The 20,224-nt window shown below is 47.8% G+C and carries 19 protein-coding genes, 1 pseudogene and 1 riboswitch; of the genes and pseudogenes, 6 read left to right on the forward strand and 14 right to left on the reverse strand.

Going from position 1 to position 20,224, the window contains the following annotated elements; translation table 11 throughout:
• Positions 1-545: 545 nt before the first annotated feature.
• Positions 546-1,702 (forward strand): IS3 family transposase gene (locus GN111_RS10565; RefSeq protein WP_231715477.1). Its coding sequence is split into 2 segments (ribosomal slippage): positions 546-804 and positions 804-1,702, totalling 1,158 coding nucleotides; the frame shifts between segments, so codons are not numbered across the junction.
• Between the two features lie 591 nt (positions 1,703-2,293).
• Here the strand turns inward: GN111_RS10565 and GN111_RS10570 are convergent.
• The 7 genes and pseudogenes from GN111_RS10570 to GN111_RS34415 form a co-directional block, all read right to left on the reverse strand.
• Positions 2,294-2,710 (reverse strand): hypothetical protein, encoded by a 417-nt coding sequence (locus tag GN111_RS10570; protein WP_155303728.1) that lies wholly within the window; start codon positions 2,708-2,710, stop codon positions 2,294-2,296.
• Between the two features lie 78 nt (positions 2,711-2,788).
• On the reverse strand, positions 2,789-3,211 hold the full coding sequence (locus GN111_RS10575) for a nuclear transport factor 2 family protein (RefSeq protein WP_155303729.1): 423 nt from the start codon (positions 3,209-3,211) through the stop codon (positions 2,789-2,791).
• A gap of 102 nt (positions 3,212-3,313) precedes the next feature.
• Positions 3,314-3,613: a hypothetical protein gene (locus GN111_RS10580; RefSeq protein ID WP_155303730.1), complete on the reverse strand. Its 300-nt coding sequence runs from the start codon at positions 3,611-3,613 to the stop codon at positions 3,314-3,316.
• Between the two features lie 138 nt (positions 3,614-3,751).
• Positions 3,752-3,868: riboswitch (cyclic di-GMP riboswitch) on the reverse strand.
• 269 nt (positions 3,869-4,137) lie between these two features.
• Positions 4,138-5,148 (reverse strand): hypothetical protein, encoded by a 1,011-nt coding sequence (locus tag GN111_RS10585; RefSeq protein ID WP_155302137.1) that lies wholly within the window; start codon positions 5,146-5,148, stop codon positions 4,138-4,140.
• A 22-nt stretch (positions 5,149-5,170) separates the two neighbouring features.
• Positions 5,171-5,521 carry a helix-turn-helix domain-containing protein gene (locus GN111_RS10590; protein WP_155302138.1) on the reverse strand — a complete coding sequence of 117 codons (351 nt, stop codon included), beginning with the start codon at positions 5,519-5,521 and terminating at the stop codon, positions 5,171-5,173.
• A 12-nt stretch (positions 5,522-5,533) separates the two neighbouring features.
• Positions 5,534-5,842 carry a transposase gene (locus GN111_RS10595; RefSeq protein ID WP_155302139.1) on the reverse strand — a complete coding sequence of 103 codons (309 nt, stop codon included), beginning with the start codon at positions 5,840-5,842 and terminating at the stop codon, positions 5,534-5,536.
• A 283-nt stretch (positions 5,843-6,125) separates the two neighbouring features.
• Positions 6,126-6,992: pseudogene (locus tag GN111_RS34415) on the reverse strand (DDE-type integrase/transposase/recombinase); the annotation flags it as partial.
• 97 nt (positions 6,993-7,089) lie between these two features.
• Between GN111_RS34415 and GN111_RS10605 the strand changes: the two are divergent.
• Positions 7,090-8,007 (forward strand): alpha/beta fold hydrolase, encoded by a 918-nt coding sequence (locus GN111_RS10605; RefSeq protein WP_155303731.1) that lies wholly within the window; start codon positions 7,090-7,092, stop codon positions 8,005-8,007.
• A gap of 245 nt (positions 8,008-8,252) precedes the next feature.
• Here the strand turns inward: GN111_RS10605 and GN111_RS10610 are convergent, their stop codons facing one another.
• From GN111_RS10610 to GN111_RS10620, 3 genes are all read right to left on the reverse strand, one after another.
• Positions 8,253-8,573, reverse strand: a complete 321-nt coding sequence (locus tag GN111_RS10610) for a hypothetical protein (RefSeq protein ID WP_155303732.1) — start codon at positions 8,571-8,573, stop codon at positions 8,253-8,255.
• Positions 8,574-8,640: 67 nt separating this feature from the next.
• Positions 8,641-9,039, reverse strand: coding sequence for a hypothetical protein (locus tag GN111_RS33520; RefSeq protein WP_176603286.1), 399 nt, complete (start codon positions 9,037-9,039; stop codon positions 8,641-8,643).
• 348 nt (positions 9,040-9,387) lie between these two features.
• The gene (locus tag GN111_RS10620) at positions 9,388-9,747 is read right to left on the reverse strand and encodes a hypothetical protein (RefSeq protein WP_155303733.1); all 360 of its coding nucleotides are present in this window, start codon (positions 9,745-9,747) and stop codon (positions 9,388-9,390) included.
• 108 nt (positions 9,748-9,855) lie between these two features.
• Between GN111_RS10620 and GN111_RS10625 the strand changes: the two genes are divergently transcribed.
• The 3 genes from GN111_RS10625 (at position 9,856) to GN111_RS10635 (ending at position 15,497) form a co-directional block, all read left to right on the forward strand.
• Positions 9,856-10,095, forward strand: coding sequence for a hypothetical protein (locus tag GN111_RS10625; RefSeq protein WP_155303734.1), 240 nt, complete (start codon positions 9,856-9,858; stop codon positions 10,093-10,095).
• 241 nt (positions 10,096-10,336) lie between these two features.
• Positions 10,337-12,238, forward strand: a complete 1,902-nt coding sequence (locus tag GN111_RS10630) for an adenylate/guanylate cyclase domain-containing protein (protein WP_155303735.1) — start codon at positions 10,337-10,339, stop codon at positions 12,236-12,238.
• 484 nt (positions 12,239-12,722) lie between these two features.
• Positions 12,723-15,497: a hybrid sensor histidine kinase/response regulator gene (locus GN111_RS10635; RefSeq protein WP_155303736.1), complete on the forward strand. Its 2,775-nt coding sequence runs from the start codon at positions 12,723-12,725 to the stop codon at positions 15,495-15,497.
• Between the two features lie 82 nt (positions 15,498-15,579).
• Here the strand turns inward: GN111_RS10635 and GN111_RS10640 are convergent, their stop codons facing one another.
• The 3 genes from GN111_RS10640 to GN111_RS10650 all read right to left on the reverse strand — a co-directional run bounded on the left by GN111_RS10640 (position 15,580) and on the right by GN111_RS10650 (position 18,449).
• Positions 15,580-15,891 (reverse strand): hypothetical protein, encoded by a 312-nt coding sequence (locus tag GN111_RS10640; protein WP_155303737.1) that lies wholly within the window; start codon positions 15,889-15,891, stop codon positions 15,580-15,582.
• A 459-nt stretch (positions 15,892-16,350) separates the two neighbouring features.
• On the reverse strand, positions 16,351-17,250 hold the full coding sequence (locus GN111_RS10645) for a DUF169 domain-containing protein (RefSeq protein ID WP_155303738.1): 900 nt from the start codon (positions 17,248-17,250) through the stop codon (positions 16,351-16,353).
• A 335-nt stretch (positions 17,251-17,585) separates the two neighbouring features.
• A complete protein-coding gene (locus GN111_RS10650) occupies positions 17,586-18,449 on the reverse strand; it encodes a LysR substrate-binding domain-containing protein (protein WP_155303739.1) in 864 nt (287 codons plus the stop codon).
• 127 nt (positions 18,450-18,576) lie between these two features.
• On the opposite strand from GN111_RS10650, the gene GN111_RS10655 reads away from it, so the two are divergent.
• Positions 18,577-18,717 carry a hypothetical protein gene (locus GN111_RS10655; protein WP_155303740.1) on the forward strand — a complete coding sequence of 47 codons (141 nt, stop codon included), beginning with the start codon at positions 18,577-18,579 and terminating at the stop codon, positions 18,715-18,717.
• A gap of 401 nt (positions 18,718-19,118) precedes the next feature.
• On the opposite strand, the gene GN111_RS10660 is transcribed toward GN111_RS10655, so the two are convergent.
• Complete coding sequence (locus tag GN111_RS10660; protein WP_155303741.1) at positions 19,119-20,051, reverse strand: hypothetical protein; 933 nt, start codon at positions 20,049-20,051, stop codon at positions 19,119-19,121.
• Between the last annotated feature and the right edge of the window lie 173 nt (positions 20,052-20,224).

The raw sequence follows: 20,224 nt of genomic DNA on the forward strand, positions 1-20,224 counted from the left end.
ATATTTTCCAAATGCTTATTTGGAAAAAGGGCACCTTAACTTCCCGCCGGTAAAATATCAATCAGGCATTGATTTGCTCCACCTGCTATCGATTTTTTAAGGATTGATGTTCCTCCCAATCTGCGAATACACTGGTGATCAAATTCCATGGTAGCCTTGCAGACTTCAAGATCGTCATTGTGCCCATAGCCGATTGGGCACTCCAAAAATTTAAACTCGACTTTACGTTCATTTTTTCCAGATACTAACATTGAAGTCAAAAAGGTCCAAAATTCTTAAATACTCTTTAGCTATTTCAACATAATCGGTTCGCTCCTTAACGTTATAAAGACCCTGCCTTACCAGCATATTGGCGCAAGTTCTGAAGTTCAGTCTCAGTAACCAATATCCAAAAGAACCCAGAAGTCCTATAGGCCTTGCTATGGCTCCCATTCACCTAAAGTTGCCCGTCAATCTTTTGTATTCAACTTCTGGGTCTGGATCATCTCAAAAAAGTGGACACACCGAACAGCCAAGTTGTATGAGGCAACAGGAGGTGTTCCACCATGGGAAAACGATTTGACAAAGAATTTAAAATCGAAGCGGTGCGACTGGCTTCGGAGCCAGGCAACACACAGTCCGAAATCGAACGCGACCTTGGCATCAGCCAAGGCATCATCAGTCGCTGGAAACGCGAGTTGCGTAATGATGGCGACCAGGCGTTTCCAGGTAAAGGCCGCCTCAAGCCAGACGACGATGAGTTGCGGCGTCTCAAGCGTGAAAACGAGCGACTTCGGCAGGAACGTGACATCTTAAAAAAAGCCGTGGCCATCTTCTCGGAGGACCCGAACAGATATTCGGGTTCATAGACGGGCACCGCACTCTTTGGAGTGTTGAGAAGATGTGCCGGGTTCTTTCGGTGTCTCGCAGCGGTTATTACCATTGGCGCAACCGTCCCGAGAGCAAACGGGCGATTGAGAATCGGCGCCTGGACGTTCACATCAAGGCCATTTTCAACAGACATAAAAGGCGCTGTGGCAGTCCGAAAATCACGGATGAACTCAACGACATGGGATTTCCAGTCAGCAAAAACCGGGTTGCCCGCAGAATGAAGGAAATGGGGCTGCGTTCGATCTATCGGCGCAAATATCGGACGACCACCGATTCGAAGCACTCCTATCCGGTCGCGAAGAATCTGTTGCAGCGCGATTTTACGGCGGACGGCCCTGATAAGACGTGGGTGTCGGATATCACCTATATCGCTACCGCACGTGGCTGGCTCTACCTGACGGTCTTTATCGATCTGTTTTCCCGTATGGTGGTCGGCTGGGCGCTGAGCAGTTCTTTGAGCACGGAAATGGTGCTTACAGCGCTTGCCCGCGGGATCCGCAAGCGTCGCCCCGGTCCCGGATTGATTATCCATTCGGATCGCGGGGTTCAGTATGCGTGCAAGGATTTTCGAAAAGTGTTGAATAAGCATGGTTTCGTTCAAAGCATGAGTCGCAAGGGCAACTGCTGGGACAACGCGGTGGCCGAGTCTTTTTTCGGCATCATCAAATCGGAATTGATTCACCATGAACGCTTCAAGGGGCCTCAAGACACCTTGAGGGCAATATTCGAGTACATTGAGATCTATTACAATCGGAAACGCAAACATTCTACATTGGGCTACAAAACCCCAGCCCAATTCGAACAGACCATGAAATCAGCAGTTTGCTTTTAACCGTGTCTACTTTTTTGGGGAAAGTCCAGTCTGATTCTTGTTTACCAAATCCCGAAATCAAACCGAGGGACCGTAAAAGGAGTGAATCGAAAATGCGGACGAATAAATTGCCTTTTAAATTTGGATTACCATCAAGGTAAAACATTCGACGCAACTCTATGCACTTTTTCTCCGGTGGTGGGAACTCCAAGCCCAAAAAATTTTGGTTATCTGAAACAGCCATAAGAATTACCTCTCTTTCTTTATATAAAGATAAGGCCAAGATGGCGCAGAAGGAATAAAATAATATAAAAACTAATACTTATAAGTAGATGGTCTGGGTAGGAAATCCGAAATTCAAATTAAAATCAAGATACGCAAATGGATACGCGGCGATCCGGCCAGCCCCGAAAACGTGTGTTTCCGTCTATCTGACAATTTTGTTCTAAAACGGTATTGGTACCTGTACCGGGGCCGAAGTCAGTTCCGGCTTCACGAAATGTGGCTATCTGTAATATGGCTGGTATAGAAATTGGTTGAAGAATCACACATGATAGTAGCATGAAGTAGTTAGGCACTGAATCTTTGATCGGTCGTATAATATACAAATTTTTATGGATTAATTCGAATTAATTTACGACCAAAAGTATCACGCCTTGGTATGCATTGATCTTCCTGAACGTTGAATTCAAGTTTACTTTTCTCTACTATATTTATGGCATACCTTCCATGAGTAGTCTTGCACATATGACTTTCTAAAGGAATTAAAGTAATATTCTTTTCTTCTATTTCGATTTGTCCTTTTTCTGTCGGCCTTGTTTCAATTTTCTCGACATCGTAGGCGATTATATAAGTTCCATCTTTGCTGAATTTAACAACGCTTCTTAAATAATCTCCAGTCATATCTTGTGTCCAAATTCCTATTAAATCATTTAGTTGAATATTATCGTCTTTGCATAGGGCACTTTCGACTGCTAAGAAAGACAGAAAAATAATTGTTACAAACGTAATTTGGGATATTAACTTCATGTGCGTTTCCTCCCGCTAATTGTCGAAATTATGTACCACGTCCATAGAACGTGGTCCTGATTGGTCAAATTTCAAAGCCTATTCACCCCATGCTTTCCTCATAAACTCATCGGTATTGAAGATATAATCTCTTGCATGTGTAGCCTTACCAAACTTGAGGGTGATCACAGTCACCCCCCTAAATTGGACCTTCTTGCCGTCCTTGTTTATATTATTTTCTACAAATTCAACTGTGACGACATTTGTTCCAACAAAATCGAGTATGTTTTTTACACAGACGTTTTTCGGTGTGAAATAAATCGTTGGAAATTGATCTAAGAATTTTTGGAACCACTCTTCAATAGCATGTATGCCTTTATATTCCCCGCTCGCAGATATGTCTCCGGGATAGATCCAGGTAGCGTCATCCCGCCAGGTAGCAAGGAAGGTTTTGATGTCTCTGTTGTTTAACAAGTCGTATGAGGAAGTAACCTTACTCTTGGCGATTAGTGCTCCGATCATGGCACTCTCCTTTGTATGAATCGATTAAGGTTCTTCGGAAGGGTCAGTCTAAGAACAGATTGTCAGTTATCTGATTATGTTTGTAGGCTCTGCTGATTAACTTTATTCTATCCCCATCAATTTCATTGTGGCAGCAGCCCCTGATGCAAGCTTCAATGAATATCGAAAATCCGGTACGCCATAAAAGACCATGTATAGATTTGCAATTGCTTCGTTTGCCTCACCAGCTTTAGTTTTATCATATTTGAATATCGTAATAGCTGTAATCCCATCATCCCCATCAGGATACGTATATGGACCAATCATTTCTACAAAATCAGGAAGTGGTTGCACCTTAAGAAAACGTTTACCTAATTCATTAGCGGATTCTGTAGTCCATTTTGAAATGCCTATGGTAATCATTCCATTTACCTCCTCTAATTTTCAGATTTTCTTTTTGATGTAGGCATTTATGCAAATTTTTATATTTAGAGGCACCACCTCCTCTCAGTTAAAACAAAAAAGCCGAACTGCTCCGTAAGTGACTTTGACGATGTCACCCTCGGCAGCCCGGCTGTCTCAGACTAACCCAGATTCAAAAATATCAGCGACGCAACGAGATCATGGAGACCCGTGGTTTTCCGCCCCTATTTTGCAATGGGTTTGGCTTTTCACGAAAAATAGATTGGACAAATGAATTTAACAACGGTTTTGGGATAATGTCAATTATTCAATTTTGGGAATAGATGGTTTTGAGCGACCGCACTAAAGCAAAAGTCAAAATACGGATTAGTAAATGGATACATGGCAATACGGCCGACCCTGAAAACCTGTATTGCCATCTATCTGACAGAATTGTCACTTTGTGGTAATAGCAGAACCAAATCCGGATATGGGGCGAATTTGATTTTTAGAGTCCGGGTGTTCTGCATCCTTGTGCGACATCGCTAATTATGGCACAAGTTTCGATTTAAATGGGGTGACACTTTTTCGGGTTTACGGATGATGATCATCCGTTTGCGCTCCATCCATTTCCTGGCCGATACGCGCCATGCGGTCGGATCGATCTCATTTTTCCCGGCACGCTGAGAGATGTCAAGGGCCAGATCAAAGATCCAGTCATACGCCTCCTTTCGTTGACGTTTCGTACAGCGCAACCGCGATGACGAAAAATAAGCCCGGCAGGCGTTCTTGCCGGACAGGCTGCGCCGGGGAAGGTGGTTCCATGCATGAGCGGCGTTGTCCACCTGCAGGGCCAGTTCCTTTCTCGTATCGGCGGCGTGCTTCCATTTCCTCAACCAGGTTTTCACCTCCCCCTGGCTGTGTTCGATGGCCCCGTTGTAGCTGGGCGTGTAAAAGGGGCTGTTGATCGGGATGACCATATGTTCTTCCAAAAGCGCGTTCACAGACACATGGTTCAGGTTGCCGGCGTTGTCCCGCTTGATGAACAGCGGTGGTCCGAAGCGGCAAAAGTGCCGGGACAGATGACCGGCGATCTCCTCCCCGCAGGGTTCGGCCGAACCGGTCAGGGGTGCGAACTTGTAACGGGAGCACAAGTCCTGGACGTTCTGGACATGGCAATCCCGGTACTCCAGACCGTCCATTGCCCATGACAGATCCGGCTTCAGCCAGACCACCTGGCACGGCTTTGCGTTGGTGGCCGACCGAACTTCCCGGACCAGTTCATTCAGTTCCCTGCGGGAGATGCTCTCGGCGTGGGCGTCATGAAGTCTACCGGTACCGCGGCTGCGTTTGCGGCCGTGATCCAGATCCCGGATCTGTTGCTTCAACCCGGCCAGATTCAACGGCCGAACCTTTTTCGGGCCGCGTTTTTCCAAGGCAGAATGCCCGCTGGCAATCCGCTGTTTCCAGCGCATCAGGGTTCGATAGCGCAGCCCCACCTGGGCCGCACAGCAGGCATACGACAGCGAGAATTTCGTTTTGGCATCCTCGATCATGGCCACCGCCTGTCGGATGCGCTCATTTTTTTTTCGCCCGGTCGCTGCCGGTTGAAGGAAGCTTGAGATCCATCAGCACGTCCTTGAGTGCCATTTTGTGGTTCAGCAGGTCGATCTGCCGGTTGGCTTCCCCGAGCTGCTTCTCCAGCCATTGGCGATGGTCGTCGGCAGGGTGCGGCGGTCGTCCCGGCAGCTGGTCGGTCACACTGTCCAGAAGGGCGGACAGTCCCCGCTGCTCCCACTTGTAGAACGTTTTGCGTGAGACCCCCAGGCGGTCGGCGGCCTGGCCGGCAGTCAGCAGGCCGCAGCGGACCTTCATGATCATCTCGGCTCTGCGCCGCGCCGTCTGACGGGTCGATGGTTGTTTGGCCATAGGTGTCCTCGCCTATCCGGCCGCAGCTGCCTTCTGGATCGATTGGAGACGCTTTTCCAACTTGCCGGGTTCGCTCAGCTTCTTTTCGATCAGCCGTGACAACCGCTGGTTGATCGGCGGCAGCGGATCCTTCTTGTTTGGGTCCAGGGCCTTGAGCATCCCCTCGATGGCCAGGTTCTGCCACTGCCCCAACAGCGTCGGGCTGATCGACAGTTCCTGACACACCTGGGCGCTCGTGCGGCGCTCGCTCCAGATCGACAACACGGCCGTAATTTTCTGCTGCGGATCGAATACTCTGCGGATTCGTTGGTTTGTCTTCATGATCTATATCCTTTCTTGCATCGTACACAAGTTCTTTTTCGTGACTGGCTTCGTCTACCAGCATCCTGACCTTACCCTTTTCGGCACGGATGACCACCGACTGGCCGCCCATGCGGCCGACCATGTAAAACGGATCCACCGGTCGACCCCGGAGGGCCAGCTCCAGCACGTTCTCCTCGAGGCCGCGCTGCAGGGTCTTTTTCAGGTCGTGGGCGATCTCGAAAAAGCGATCGGCCGGGCAAAGGCCGCCGATGCCCTGGTGGGGGCGCTTGTGGTTGTAATAGTTGATCCAAAAAGAAGTCCGTTCCACCGCCTGCGCGAAGCTGTCGAACTGCGCCCGCTGAAGGAACTCGCCCAGGATCGATTTCCAGAAGCGTTCGATCTTGCCCAGCGTCATGGGATGATGGGGGCGGGAACGGATGTGTTTGACGCGGTCTTTTTTCATCTCCCGTTCGAAGCGGGTCTTGCCGCGCCAGTTCGTATACTGGCGACCGTTATCGGTGAGCATCTCTTTGGGAACCCCGTACTCGGCCACGCCCCGGCGGTAGGTCTCCAGCACGTGCTCGGCGGTCTGGCTGCGGTACAGTCCCAGGGCGGTGATGTAACGGCTGTAGTCGTCCATGAAGCCGATCAGGTAGGCGTTACGACCCGCCAGGCGGAAGGTCATGATGTCGCTCTGCCACATCTGGTTGGGACGGGCGCGTTCGAAAAACCGGGGCTTGGGCGGATTCCTTACCGGTTTGCGTTTCGCCTTGTTCACCATCCCCTTTTCGGATAAGGTTTTGTGGACGGTGCTCTGGCTGGTGGGAATCAGGAAAAACCGTTTGAGAACGTCGGCGATGCGCCTGGCACCGTACTCCGGATGCGACTTCTTGACGGCGATCGCCCGTTCCTGGATCTCTGGCGTTACGGAAGGCTTGCCGCCCGGCCGAGGCTTCGGCGTCAGCCCTTCGACACCGCCTTGCCGGTAGGCGGAAACCCAGCGCTGGATCGAGTGTTTGCTGATGCCGAACTCCGTGCTGATCAGTGCGGCACTGTAGCCTTCCTCCAGGAAGAGCTTGACGATCCGGAGGCGGAACTCGACGGGGTAGGCCAACGTCCGTGAAGAACGTTTCCTATCCCCTCCGGCTTTCCGTTTTTTCTTTTTCATTGGGTGATCTCCTTTCTGTGTAATTGGTTTTTACACTCAGGAGTGTCACCCCATTTTTTCAATTTCGGTGTGCCATTAACTGGAAATTAGGACAAAAATGAAAATGATATTTTCCGTTTTTGGACTATTATTACTTGCTTTGATTGGTATCTACTATTTATTTAATCCAGAGACAAAAGACCTCAATGATGTTGAGAGAAAAAAATTAGGCGGTACATACATTAGGCTTTCAAACGGTATCACGCACTATAAATTAGAGGGACCAGATAATGGAGAGTTAGTTGTTCTTGTTCACGGAGGGACAGTTCCACTATGGACCTGGGACAAACAAATTCAACCACTAAAGGAACAGGACTATCGAATCCTCAGATATGACATGTATGGCAGAGGATATTCGGACCGCCCTAACGTAGTATATGACCAACAGTTATATCGGGCACAACTTTTGGAACTGCTTGATAAACTTGGATTAAAAAAACCATTCGACTTGATAGGATTATCCCTTGGCGGAGGAATTGCCACTACTTTTACTGCCCATCATCCTGAAAGAGTTCGAAACCTTGTTTTAATCTCACCACTGATTAATGATTTCAAAGTTCCTTTTTTTGTTCAAATACCTATCGTTAGAGAATTCATTACACGATTGGCAGGTATTAAGATAATAACAAATCGATTTATTTCTTTGTTTGAAGGTAGTCCAGAGGCCAAAAAATATTTACAGCTATTTACAGAGCAAACGACTTACAAGGGATTCCAAAGGTCTCTATTATCCATGCTCAGAAACGATGCTATCTCTGGAGATTACAGCCCTTCCTATCAGAGCGTGGGTGAACAAGATAGAAAAGTGTTTTTAATCTGGGGAAATGAAGATGAAGAAGTCACTAAGACCATGATTGATCGAATTAAATCCTTGATGCCCGATCTTGAATTCAAACCAGTTGAAAAAGCTGGCCATGGTGTTCTTTTTCAAAAACCGTATGTTATCAATGAGTTGATCACCCGTTGTTTAAAATGAAAATAAAAACTGATCTGCCCATTCTGCCGACAGTCTGACATCCAAGACAATCCGGTAAAGACAGAGTGCCCTTCCTGTTATACGGCATTCGAGATTGATGACCAGAGCGAATGCGTGCTCGTTGATATGGAGCTATTCAAGATACCAAACCTGTCGATTCATAATCTGGTCACATGAGTAAATTTTCGTCCATCAAAAATTTTACCAGATAGAGGTTAACAGGGGCAGGTACGGGAGAATCTGAGCTATGTGAATATTTGGTGGCGATAAGGTGTAAGGGGAATGGTTGTTGTGTTGTGCGTTAGCCAGTGCGGACTATAGCGGTTGGCAACCGTGCTCTTCAAAACTTCAAGTATTGTTATGGCTGGTTCTATTCGTGAGGGCTGATATACCTTAATATCTAAATCAGTACCTGCCTTTAGGGCACCTTCGACAACAGTTGTCCAAAAAACCGCTTTGGTCCCCTTTGGTATGACCAGCACTTTCACATCTGCGAAAACTGTTGATGAAACGGATAACAGGACGGCCAGGAATACAACCATTGTTCGAATCAGGAGTTTATTCATGGGGGAACTCCAGTTCAGATTGGCTTCTCCTCAATCTTCAGATTGTCTTTTTTTGTTTCGCACGCAGTTATTCTCTTGAAGGCAATGGTGTTGGTTTAGGAGGTTTAGGTTTGCCACCGGGAGGTCTGCCAGGAGGGCGCTGTCCTGGAGGTTTGCCCGGAGGCCTTATTCCAGGGGGCCTGCCTGCCGGAGGCGTGACTACTATTATGCCACGACTGTATCCATCGTCTTCTTCATCCTCCTGAATCTCATCTTCTTCTTCCGCCCGACGTTTTTCGGCCTCTATGCGTTCGGCATGCCTCTCCGCATGTTCAAGTTGTTTTTGCTGAATGTATTCATCCGCTTCTTTGACGGACTCTTCGACCATCTGGTCATATGCCCGACGGTGCTCATCAGTTGCCTGAGCATCTATGTGATCTATTGAGCTCATAAAAACGAGTACGATTATCATTGACCAGATTCTCACAGTCAATCTCCTTGGGTTGTGCGCAAAAAGACGATGTACCTAAGTTTGTCCGCCCTTTTTAAGGAACGTAGCAAACTTTTTATCTTCAATCATAATGTGGTCAAGCAGCCAATTTTTGATGAGTTTTATGACTTTAGTATTTAAAATAAGCTTCCCTTCTTGTGTTCCTCTTAAATATGAGTAAATCATAGTGCCAAAATCCTTATGCTTTCGACAGTGTTTTTACTATATCAGGGTAATTAATTTTTTCCAGATATTCTTCTTCAAACCTAAAATGTGTTAGTGCATATTCATGCATGGCGACTAAGGCTTCTCTGCAGATGTCATTGTAATCTAAATCATTTTTATTTAGCATGCGTTCGTGCCTTTTATTAGAGATTTCAATCCATTTTTTGTGTTGGTTACCGGGACTTCTACAAGGTTTGGGTGGTCCCGCAAGATCTCTTTATCGCGCAGGGCGCTGGCGTCGATAGTAAGATTATCTGCCCAAACAAGGTCTCGCTTGGGGGGCAGACATCTGAAAGTGACGGTTGCGCCGATGCGTCGGTATGCCTCGGTGAGAATGGCCTCCACCTCCGGCATATCGCACTGGTCTTCACCGATATGCCACAGGCCAATGACGAACATGTTCTGTTCACCTCCGGCAACGGCAGCGACGGGGTACAGACACAAGCAAATGGCTATGCCGCACACGATCAAGCGTTTCATTGAATAGAAACATACCACACCCTATGAAGAGCCACAACCGAAGGCTTAAGTGGCAATTGACGCGGTTTCAAACGGGGTGTAAATTGGTTTCTAAATGGAGACATAAAGATGAACAGATTCCAGGCAATGGCACAGATAATGGCGGTTTTGTGTGAAAATAGTCGCCTGCAACCCGGGAGTCCGGAATACAGGGCGGCAAGGAAAATCGTCTCCAGGAAAATTGACCAGCTTGGTCCGAAAGTGGCCTTGGAACAGGCCATAAAATGGAAGGGGCATATCCTGGATCAAGCCAGGATCGAGGACATGATTGAAGATTTGAAGGAAAAGTTCCCCTACCTCAATTTTTGACAACTCGCCGGCATCCCGCATCGTCCACTGTAGTTAAAGGCTTCCTGGTCTGGCATTTCACCCTGGCGTAACTTTATTTGGTTCGGTTTACCGTTCTGTTCTATTTTGATATATTATTTATTTAGCCTCCCTGCTTTGCGACAACAATCATTCAAATGATGATATACTGGTCGTCCGTTTCGTTTGATTTTCCGCCATTTTGAGATCAGTTTGAATTGAACCTTCATGAAAGGCTGATTCCATGCCCTCGGGCCGTAGAAAACGCAAACTGAGCGCTATTCTCAGTGCCGATGTAAAAGGGTATAGCCGCCTTATGGGAGACGACGAGCTTGCAACAGTTGACACACTAAAAGAATACAGGAAGGTTCTGGCAACCCATATCGACCAGTACAACGGCCGGGTGGTCGACTCCCCGGGAGACAACCTGCTGGCCCAGTTTTCAAGCGTTGTGGATGCAGTGGAGTGCGCGGTTGCAATACAGGGGGATATCAGCGGAAGAAATACTGCGTTATCTGTAAATCGTAAAATGGAGTTTCGTATCGGGATCAACCTTGGAGATGTTATCGAGGATGGGGACCGCATTTACGGCGATGGAATCAACATTGCGGCCCGGATAGAAGGCATTTCCGAAGGCGGCGGCATTTGCATCTCCGGCACTGCCTATGACCAGGTCAAGAACAAGCTAAACCTGGGTTTTGAATTCCTCGGAAAACAAACCGTCAAGAATATTTCCGATCCTGTGAGGGTATATCGAATTCGGCCTGAGTCCAAAACCAGCGGCGAGGCACCTGGTCGGAAAAGGAAAAAATCGGGTCTGTGGCGAAAAGCGATTCTGTATGGGGTTTTTATCCTGACGATTACAGGTGTTGCGTGGGCGATTTTGATTTTTTTTCTTCATTCAAGTCCTGAAGATGTCGCTTCCGTTGAGAAAATGATGTTTCCCCTGCCCGATAAACCTTCAATTGCCGTGTTGCCCTTCGTCAACATGAGCCGCGATCAGGATCAGGAGTACTTCGCCGACGGAGTCAGTGAAAACATCATTACAGCCCTTTCCTATATTCCCCAAATGTTCGTCATCGCCCGCAACTCGACTTTTACATACAAAGGTAAACCGGTTAAGGTCCAGCAAGTGAGCGAAGAACTTGGCGTTCAGTACGTCCTGGAAGGAAGCGTCCAGAGGTCCGGCGACAAAATCAGGGTAACGGCCCAGTTGATAGATGCCACTAACGGTCACCACCTGTGGGCAGAGCGCTATGATCGGGAACTGAAAGATATTTTTGCCCTGCAAGATGAAATCACACTGAAAATTCTCACTGCCCTGCAGGTCAAGCTTACCGAAGGTGAGCAGGCCCGACTGTGGGGTACGACGGACAACCTTGAGGCTTGGGGCAATGTCATCAAAGGAACTGCCCTTTTTGAGCAGTTTACAAAGCAAGGCAACTCCAGGGCACAGCAGTTCTTTGAACGGGCCGCAGCGTTGGACCCGAATTGGGATATTGCCTGGACCATGTTAGCCTGGACGCACTGGGCCGAAGCAGGTATCGGATGGGGCGAGTCTCCTGCCGAATCTATCCGGCAAGCGATTGAATTTGCTGAAAAGGCCGCAGCGATCAATAACACCCTGCCTGAGGTTAATTCACTCTGGAGCAATATCTACCTGGCCCAGGGGGAGTACGATAAGGCCATTAGTGAGGGCGAGAAGGCAATCGCCCTTGGCCCCAACAATGCTTTATGTCATATCCTTTTGGCGTATACCATGACCGCTGCGGGAAGGTTCGATGAAGCGATCGAACTTGCCGAAAAAGCCATGCGCCTCAGTCCCTATAGCCCGGCCTGGTATTTAATGATGATAGACGATGCCTACCGAATGGCCGGTCGTTATGAAGAAGCGCTTGCCATAGGAAACCAACACCTGGATCGTTGCCTTCAAGGCGAGTGCGAGCCCTTCACGGCGCATATGGGCCTGGCAGCGACTTACATTGGTCTTGGCCGAATAAAAGAGGCTCGAAGTCACGTCTCAGAACTATTAAAAATAATGCCCGACCTTTCCTTGGACAAAGCGCGAAACATGTTCTCATTCAAAGACCCGGCCCACGTGGAACGCTGCCTTGACGCCCTGCGCCGAGCCGGACTGCCTGAATGAGTTAACGATCATTTTGGGGTCTGATCGTAATCTCATGTTTTCGGCATTAAAAAAGGTCGATTAAGGTGATTTCGGCCGCCTGTTTTCAGTATTTTTCAAAACATAACAATGTGATACTGCAACTCCTTTTGAGACCCATTTTTTTGGATAGCCATGGTGCACCCCTCTTGCCATGATTTTTTTCACTGACCCGAGCTGCATCCATCCAAACATTTGAAAAAAACGTGATTCGAAAGCTAATCTCAACACATTACAGATGCACCAGTCTGATCGCTACCCCAGTATTTTGTATTTGCCTTACAACCTGACATGCCAAGTTGATCGATATCTTACTGATTTCTTTGGACTTTTTTTCCATCGCATCGCTGCCGAACAATTGATGCCGCAAAGATGACATTAACAGCGATTGTCAATTTGGTTTAAAAGAAGTAATTTATTCCTGAAAAATAAGCGAATCAGCACTGTCAAAACATCGGCGGTAATAATGGTCGGAACGCCACTGCAAAAAAATCTGAAAAATAGAATTCGTCATCTCGAAACAAGAGTCAACGTTTTGGAGAAGACTAAGAATTACTACAGAGCCTTCTTCGATCATAGTTTGTATGGTGCGGTTATCCTTGATCCTGAAACGTTGCGGCCTATCGAATTCAATGATCAGGTATGCAAACAACTGGGCTATACCCGTGACGAATTCGCCCGGCTACGCCTGCCTGACATCGAAGCAAAGGAAAAGACCGAAGAGACGCGGGCGCATATTCAGAAGGTATTTAAAGATGGTTCCGATGACTTTGAAACGCTGCAACTGACAAAACAGGGTGAAATCATAAATGTTCAAGTTACAGCACAGGTAATTAATATTGAAGATCAACAAGTTTACCACTGCATCTGGCGGGATATCACCCAAAAGAAAATAGCGGAAGAAACGATTCGCAAGAGTGAAAAGCATTACCGGCTGCTCACAGAAAACGCGACCGACACGATATGGATGATGAGCCTTGACGGCAAATTTCTTTACCACAGCCCTTCGGTCCAAAAGCTACGGGGCTATACACCATCGGAGGCCAATCAAATCACCCTGGAGCAGACATTGACGCCCGAAAGCATGTCATTCGTTCGAGGTATTTTCCAGGAAGAAAGCAACAAGCCCTTAGAACAGCGATGGGCGGACCGGACCATAGAACTGGAAATGTATCGGAAAGATGGCACCACTATTTGGGTGGAGGTGTCCGTAAGGGCGGTAATGGATGAAAACGGCGATGTTACAGGCCTGCAAGGCAGCACGCGTAACATAGAAGAACGGAAACAGGCGGAAATTTCCTTGCTTCGGTCTGAAAAAAAATGGCGAAACATTCTCGTCAACACCCCCCAAATAGGCATTTCCTTAAATTCAGATGCAAAAATAATATTTGCCAATGAACATTTTCAAAAACTGACCGGCTGGAAGGATAAGGAAATCGTCGGGCAGGATTGGATTGACATGTTCATTCCCGAAGCCATACGGGAAGAAATCCGATCTGTATTTGACCAAACCATGAGTCAGAAGGAGGCTCTTGAATTCTCAACCTATGAAAACGAAATTCTTACAAGATCCGGGGAACTTCGTCATATCGGCTGGTCAAACGCTTTTACAAAGGATGCACATGGAAAAATTCTGGATGTCACTTGCCTGGGCGTCGATTTAACGGAACGCATCCATGCCGAACAGGCGTTGAAAGAGGCCAAAGAAAGATTTCAGGTTCTCGTCGAGAAATCTCCAATGGGGCTGTCTCTGATTGATCAAAACGGACATTATAAATATCTAAACCCAAGGTTTGTCGAAATGTTCGGGTACTCCATAGAGCAGATTCCTACAGGCAACGATTGGTTTAAGAGGGCTTTTCCAGATGAAAAATACCGCAGCCTGGTCGTTGATTCCTGGATAGAGGACAAGCAAAATTATGGTGTCGGTGAATCCCGCCCGAGAACCTATATTGTCACATGCCATGACGGTTCAAAAAAAACCGTCAACTTTAAACCGGTGACACTGCGTTCTGGAGATCAATTTGTAATTTACGAGGATATCAGCGATAAAATAAAACTTGAAGATCAGCTCCGCCAAGCGCAAAAAATGGAGTCCATCGGCACTCTGGCCGACGGGATCGCCCATGATTTCAACAATATTTTAACACCTCTGCTGGGATATGCCGAACTGCTTAAGGTAGATTTGCCGGAGGGCAGCCCGTTGCAGCAATATGTGGATGAAATCCTTCGTGCGACCTTGAGATCAAAAGATCTTGTCAAACAGATCTTAACATTTAGCCGTCAATCAGCCCATGAAGTGATGCCCGTTCGCCTCCAGAAGATATTGAAAGAGGCGCTCAATTTGTGCAGATCGACAATTCCTTCCAATATCGAAATTGATTGGAATGTTCGGGATGACTGCGGCTTGGCAATGGCGGACGCCATCCAGATCCACCAGATCGCTATGAACCTGATCACCAATGCATACCATGCCGTAGAACCTGCCGGCGGAAAAATATCCGTTGAACTCAAAGAAGTCGGAATAGAAGGTGGTGACGCTATCAGCAGTTTACTGAAGCCAGGCCGGTACGCCCTGCTTTCAGTTTCTGACACGGGCTGCGGTATTGATCCGGAAATAATGGACAAGATCTTCGAACCCTATTTCACTACAAAAGAGAAGGGAAAGGGAACCGGCCTCGGGTTATCCCTGGTCTACGGCATCATAAGAGAGCATAATGGCGATATTAAAGTATACAGCGAGTTTGGGAAAGGGACGACCTTCAATGTATATTTACCATTGATAGAAGAAGCCGTTGAGACGTTTAAACCGAATCCCGTTGAAATGGACATGAAGGGAAACGAGCGAATCTTGCTGGTTGACGATGAAGATGCGATCGTGCGGCTTGAAAAAAAGCAATTAGAGCGGCTCGGTTACCATGTAGCCTCCTTTATCGCCAGCCCCGACGCCCTGGAGGCCTTCAGATCCGCTCCCGAAGCCTTTGACCTCGTGATCTCGGACATGACGATGCCTTATATGACAGGCGACCAACTGGCCAAGGAGTTAATCGAAATCCGACCGGACATACCCGTTATTATATGCACCGGTTTCAGCGAAAGGATTAATCGGAAAAAGGCTGCGGCCATCGGGATCAAAGGCTTCCTGATGAAGCCCGTCGTCAATTCCAAAATTGCCGAGATGGTCCGCAACGTCCTGGATGGAGCCAAAAAGAATACCCATGGGAGATTCATGGCCACATAAAAAAAGGCATCTAAGGTTTTCTGACGATATCAAGAGGGCGTACGCACTCGATCCCAGTAAAATTGTGGAGTTTGGGGGACGGCTAATCTCTTTTTTTCCTGAGGATCGTTTTAGGGGGACGTTGCTTTCTTTTTAAACATAAATCTTCGCCCTTTTTTTCTACGGCAAAAAGGGCCGTTTCATCCAAACTCAATGAATCTACCAGTTTTTTGGGAATGATAAGGCTGCCGCGACTGTTGATTCCAACGATGTTGTTCACCTTCTTTTCCCTGGTACCCTTCTTTATGGACGGCACCTTGTCCAATGCTACAAGAGCGTCCATATAAGCAACCTTAAGGGCGCCCAAAGATTTAAACCCGAATTGTTGCATGATTTCCTTGCTGGGTTTTCCCATTTCGATTGCCTGAACCAAGGCGTTGTGATCGATTAACCGTTTACGAACCATCATCGTTCCTTTACAAAAATTTCATCCATCAAATATTGCGATTTGTTGTTGTATCAATGTTTACATTTTTACGCAAAACCTCTCGCGGGAGAGCGCAGCTTATCCCTCCCGGATCTGCAAGCGAGGTTCGGAATGCTTTAAAAAAGTCGCATTAACAGAAAAAACGGTACGTATAATACCGTTGGGTTAATGTCAATTGTGGAAGAAAAAAAACGCTGGTATTGGCTTAATAGTGGTCCAGGGCGGGATCCTCGAGCTTGGATGCCTGTTCAGTTGAATTTTAGGCAATCATTGCTGCGCATCATTTTGATAAGGAACTTCTTTCCACTATAATTTCTTTATGTTATTGAAAACACCGCGAGCCGGAAAAATACGCGACGGAAAGACCGTGAGCACAAAAAATTCCATCTATTTTTGCTTGTGCGGCCTGAAAACGATAAAATTGCAAAGTTTGCAGATGTCGAAGCCGGGGTAGGTTTCTCCCGTTCGGGGGAAAGACGGACCGCCATCACGAACCGTTCGCTCCAGCATCCAATGAACCGTAGGTTCTACATGATCTCCGGGCCACACCCAATTGATTTCGCTCTGTTCGGTTTTGCCGGCGGTTTTGCTGCTGCTGCACATGGGGGTGATGTTTGGTTTGGCCGTAACGTGGCACTGGACGCAGCCATGGCAGATCGAGGAGTTCATCGTCATGATCATCTCGAAGGGATGTACGTCATAGGCCGCACACCAATCGTTGCCGAGGTGATAGGCCTGAAGAACGTCGCAGACGCCATGAACCACATCCGGTTTAAAGGGGGCCTTGTGCAAAGGGGCGGTGGCAAAGGCCAGCAGCCCTTCAGGGAGACGTTTTTTGGTGCGGACGAATCTTTCAGCCTGATCCCAGCTTTTCGTATATTTCAAATGACTCTTTATTTCGGCGTCGTCCAACTCTTTCCACCCCATCACGTACTTGGCGTTGGAGCATCCGGTCTCATGGCTGGTTCCCAATAGTATATCACCGCGCATTCGGGATGCGGCGATGAAATGGCAGAAGGTATAGGCGTGCATGGCCGTCTTGTACTCGTTGTTGTTTTTGAAGTCCTCAATATCATCTTCGGAATAGAAGTACTTTACGGCCACCGGATAATAGGTCGTTTTGAGAAGATTTCGCAACGCAAAAACAATGTCTGCATTGCTGAGGACACCGCTATTTCGGTCTGCGTTGTCCAGAAGCGCTTTGGCCAAAGCGACATCATCCAGATACATCTGGCTATTGATGGGAGTTGCTATTTCACGGGCTGCCGGAGCGGGATCGTATGCCATTTTCAATCCTCCTTTGATGGGTATGAATTGACGTTGTTACAGGTCTTATTGGAACATGGGAATAGTTGATTTAACCGAGAATCAAATGTCATGCCGTTTTGCGTATTTCTCGAAAAAATTATATCTAATTGTAATTTTATAAGAAATTGATCTCTAAATGGACTGACAGGTATTTCTTACATGCTTGCGTGGGTGCGTTGTGTCTCTTATGTAATAACCAAAGGGTGCAAATCGTTCCGCATTCACCACGGCGTTGGATGAAAGGTCGTGGGCTTTCTGATGCCCGGCGTTCATGTTCAGTTTTGAATGATATAAAAGGGTAGGCGAAGGATATCTCAATTCAGCAGTTCAACATTGTCCGATATGGCCAGTTCATTGAATCGCACAACGATATGATCCGACAGGAAATCCACCGCTTTCGAAGATGGGCTCGGGGCTTTGATCAGTGTGACCACGGCCGAAGGCAATTCCGGGAATCCGTCCGCCGGCCCGAGAATCCGGACGCCCCTGGAAAGTGTGTTTCGGCCGACCGGTGCAATGGCCAGACCCCCTTTCACCGCAGCCAGAAGGGCAGAGGTGCTGGGACTGGTGAACGCAATACGATAGTTTCGATTCTGGCCGTCAAGGGATTTAATGGCCCACTGGCGATAAATGCATTGGTTGTCGTAAACAGCAATCGGCAGCGGTTCCTGCTCATGGGTTAGATGCTTATTGGACGTTATCCAGACAACTGGCTCGTGATGGATGGTCACACCGCGTTGCGGAACTTCGCTGTTGATTACCACGGCGAGATCAAGCTCTTTTCGATCGACTGCCGCTGCCAGTTGGGGGCTTGGATCGCATAAAACATCCACCTGAACCTGAGGGTAAACGGCTGTAAACCGGGACAGGACTTCCGGAAGCATTCGGTCGGAAAAGTCGTACGGTGCTCCCATGCGCACACGGCCTGAAATTTCCGGCCGTGAAACTGCAGCAATGGCTTCATCATGGAGGCTTAGTATCCGACGGGCATAATGAAGCAAAGTCTGTCCCTCGGGGGTGAGCGTCATCGATCTGCCGTTGCGAAGAAACAACGGTTTTCCCACCGCCTCTTCCAATCGCTTCATCTGCATGCTCACGGCGGACTGGGTGCGGTGCACCATCAAAGCCGCAGCTGTATAGCTTTCCGAATCGGCCGCGGCTATAAATGTTCGCAGCAAATCTGTGGATAATTCCAATTCAACACCAAATACATCAATTTATTTTATGTTTCGCATAAAAACAATTCATTTCCCTTATAGTTTTGTATGACTTATCTTTCTCTAAAAGTCAACAGGAGGGAATAAAATGAGATTTTTCGGAGACGCACAACCCAGTCATTTATCCATCAAATTGTTTGTTTTGGTTAAAATTCATCCCGGACCAAATGAGAAAAGATCAGTCGCTATGGTTGATGCTTTAGAGCGGGATGAAGGGGTTATCTTCTGAAGCACCCAGAACCACAAAAAATGAGTCATCATAGAGAAAACTCCGAATTTTCCGAAACCGGTGAAGGATGCTACACTCGAGGATTTCTTGCGCAACTACTGGTGCCCACATTACGATGCGTGTTTGGTGGAAGCTGCGGCTTTAAATCTTGACCTGGACTGCAGCCGGTGTGGCTATAAAGATGCCATCGTACCGGATGTCTCTTTTGAATGTGTTCTCCCATAAACATTTATGAAGGCGGCAATATCAAATGCGAATTGCCAATTCAACATAGGAGGCGTCATAGTCTGGGATATATCACCTCAGGAGAGTTCAGCTCTCTTTACAGTTGTTTATCGATATGGCGCATAATCAAATACAGGGTACCGGCACTTCCATGGTTCTGCAAGCTTAGTTCGATTTCACACGCGCCACCAAAGGGGATCGATACCGGCACTGTGCGTGTTTTCCTGTCGTACCGCACCGTCAACGAAGAAAAGGTAAACTGCCAGCTTGGTGGTCGAAGGGAATTCGTCATACCGCTGAACGAGTGGTTCTACGGCGCCTTCGCCCAATAGGATGACAGCCGCTGCAAGGTCCGTGCAACTCCCGCAGCTGTTTTTGGACTCGGCAAGAAACAGGTCTACGAGCTTTTCCGGCAGCCTGCTCAACCACTTTCCGGCTGCGACATCCGACAGTTTTTCCGCCCTGCTGCGTTCGGTTTCGCTTCGGGCCTCAACGAACCGGCGGGCAGACAGTTCTTCCAGGCGCTGCCGGATGCCAGGCAATGCTTTGTCCGCTTCCCACGTCTTTTCCACAATCACCTTGTTGCTCTTTGGGAAACGGATTTTGCTCACATCTTCGTTCAACCCGACGCACACGGAACCAGCCTTAGTGCGGCCTTGTTCGAGTTTCGACCAATGATCAATGTTGGAGAGATATACGTACGGACGGCGATAGATCCAGATGCCGGGATCCTGCTCGCTGCGCATGCTGATAATATAGCGCAGTCGATCCAGTTCCCAGTTGAGCAAAGGTTTGATATACAGTCGCCCTTCCCTTTTCACAAGTTTTGGCTTCCACTGCTTGACGACTGTTATACAGCCGGTTTTAAGGTCTTTTACACAAAGTTGGATCCGATCGCTTTTCACCTTTACCCGCGTGGGTTTGCCACCCATAAAGGGAATGATCCCGCCCCCGGAAACGGAGTAGCGGTACTCGCGTTTGAAATAGGCGATCCGATCGCCGGTCGAACTGACAACCGGAGTATAGTGAAGTGTGGCTGCATGCAGGGTTCCACTCACTACCAGTGAGATGAAGATAATAGCAAGAGAAGCCATCATGCTTTTTAGCATCGCAACTGGTCTCTAATTTTATCGGGCATCATGATCTCACAGGATTGAGAACCGTTTCTTGCACTGCTGAATGCGATCCTCCCTTGGCTCGGCACAGGCTGCCGATTTGAAGTTAGAGGATCTGCTAAAACCTTGATGCCGAAATCCGATTGCGGTGGCGTCTTCGTCCGGTG

Source organism: Desulfosarcina widdelii (assembly GCF_009688965.1).
In the GTDB taxonomy this organism is placed as follows: Bacteria; Desulfobacterota; Desulfobacteria; order Desulfobacterales; family Desulfosarcinaceae; genus Desulfosarcina; species Desulfosarcina widdelii.

What these genes read in the sequence shown, in the direction of transcription:
- GN111_RS10655 (WP_155303740.1), top strand. Translation starts at nt 18,577, where the DNA reads ATGAGATTTTTCGGAGACGCACAACCCAGTCATTTATCCATCAAATTG.
- GN111_RS10640 (WP_155303737.1), bottom strand. Translation starts at nt 15,891, where the DNA reads ATGGGAAAACCCAGCAAGGAAATCATGCAACAATTCGGGTTTAAATCT.
- GN111_RS10620 (WP_155303733.1), bottom strand. Translation starts at nt 9,747, where the DNA reads ATGAAACGCTTGATCGTGTGCGGCATAGCCATTTGCTTGTGTCTGTAC.
- GN111_RS10645 (WP_155303738.1), bottom strand. Translation starts at nt 17,250, where the DNA reads ATGGCATACGATCCCGCTCCGGCAGCCCGTGAAATAGCAACTCCCATC.
- GN111_RS10575 (WP_155303729.1), bottom strand. Translation starts at nt 3,211, where the DNA reads ATGATCGGAGCACTAATCGCCAAGAGTAAGGTTACTTCCTCATACGAC.
- GN111_RS10580 (WP_155303730.1), bottom strand. Translation starts at nt 3,613, where the DNA reads ATGATTACCATAGGCATTTCAAAATGGACTACAGAATCCGCTAATGAA.
- GN111_RS10595 (WP_155302139.1), bottom strand. Translation starts at nt 5,842, where the DNA reads ATGAAGACAAACCAACGAATCCGCAGAGTATTCGATCCGCAGCAGAAA.
- GN111_RS10625 (WP_155303734.1), top strand. Translation starts at nt 9,856, where the DNA reads ATGAACAGATTCCAGGCAATGGCACAGATAATGGCGGTTTTGTGTGAA.
- GN111_RS10610 (WP_155303732.1), bottom strand. Translation starts at nt 8,573, where the DNA reads ATGAATAAACTCCTGATTCGAACAATGGTTGTATTCCTGGCCGTCCTG.
- GN111_RS10635 (WP_155303736.1), top strand. Translation starts at nt 12,723, where the DNA reads ATGGTCGGAACGCCACTGCAAAAAAATCTGAAAAATAGAATTCGTCAT.
- GN111_RS10605 (WP_155303731.1), top strand. Translation starts at nt 7,090, where the DNA reads ATGAAAATGATATTTTCCGTTTTTGGACTATTATTACTTGCTTTGATT.
- GN111_RS10590 (WP_155302138.1), bottom strand. Translation starts at nt 5,521, where the DNA reads ATGGCCAAACAACCATCGACCCGTCAGACGGCGCGGCGCAGAGCCGAG.
- GN111_RS10630 (WP_155303735.1), top strand. Translation starts at nt 10,337, where the DNA reads ATGCCCTCGGGCCGTAGAAAACGCAAACTGAGCGCTATTCTCAGTGCC.
- GN111_RS10660 (WP_155303741.1), bottom strand. Translation starts at nt 20,051, where the DNA reads ATGCTAAAAAGCATGATGGCTTCTCTTGCTATTATCTTCATCTCACTG.
- GN111_RS10570 (WP_155303728.1), bottom strand. Translation starts at nt 2,710, where the DNA reads ATGAAGTTAATATCCCAAATTACGTTTGTAACAATTATTTTTCTGTCT.
- GN111_RS10585 (WP_155302137.1), bottom strand. Translation starts at nt 5,148, where the DNA reads ATGATCGAGGATGCCAAAACGAAATTCTCGCTGTCGTATGCCTGCTGT.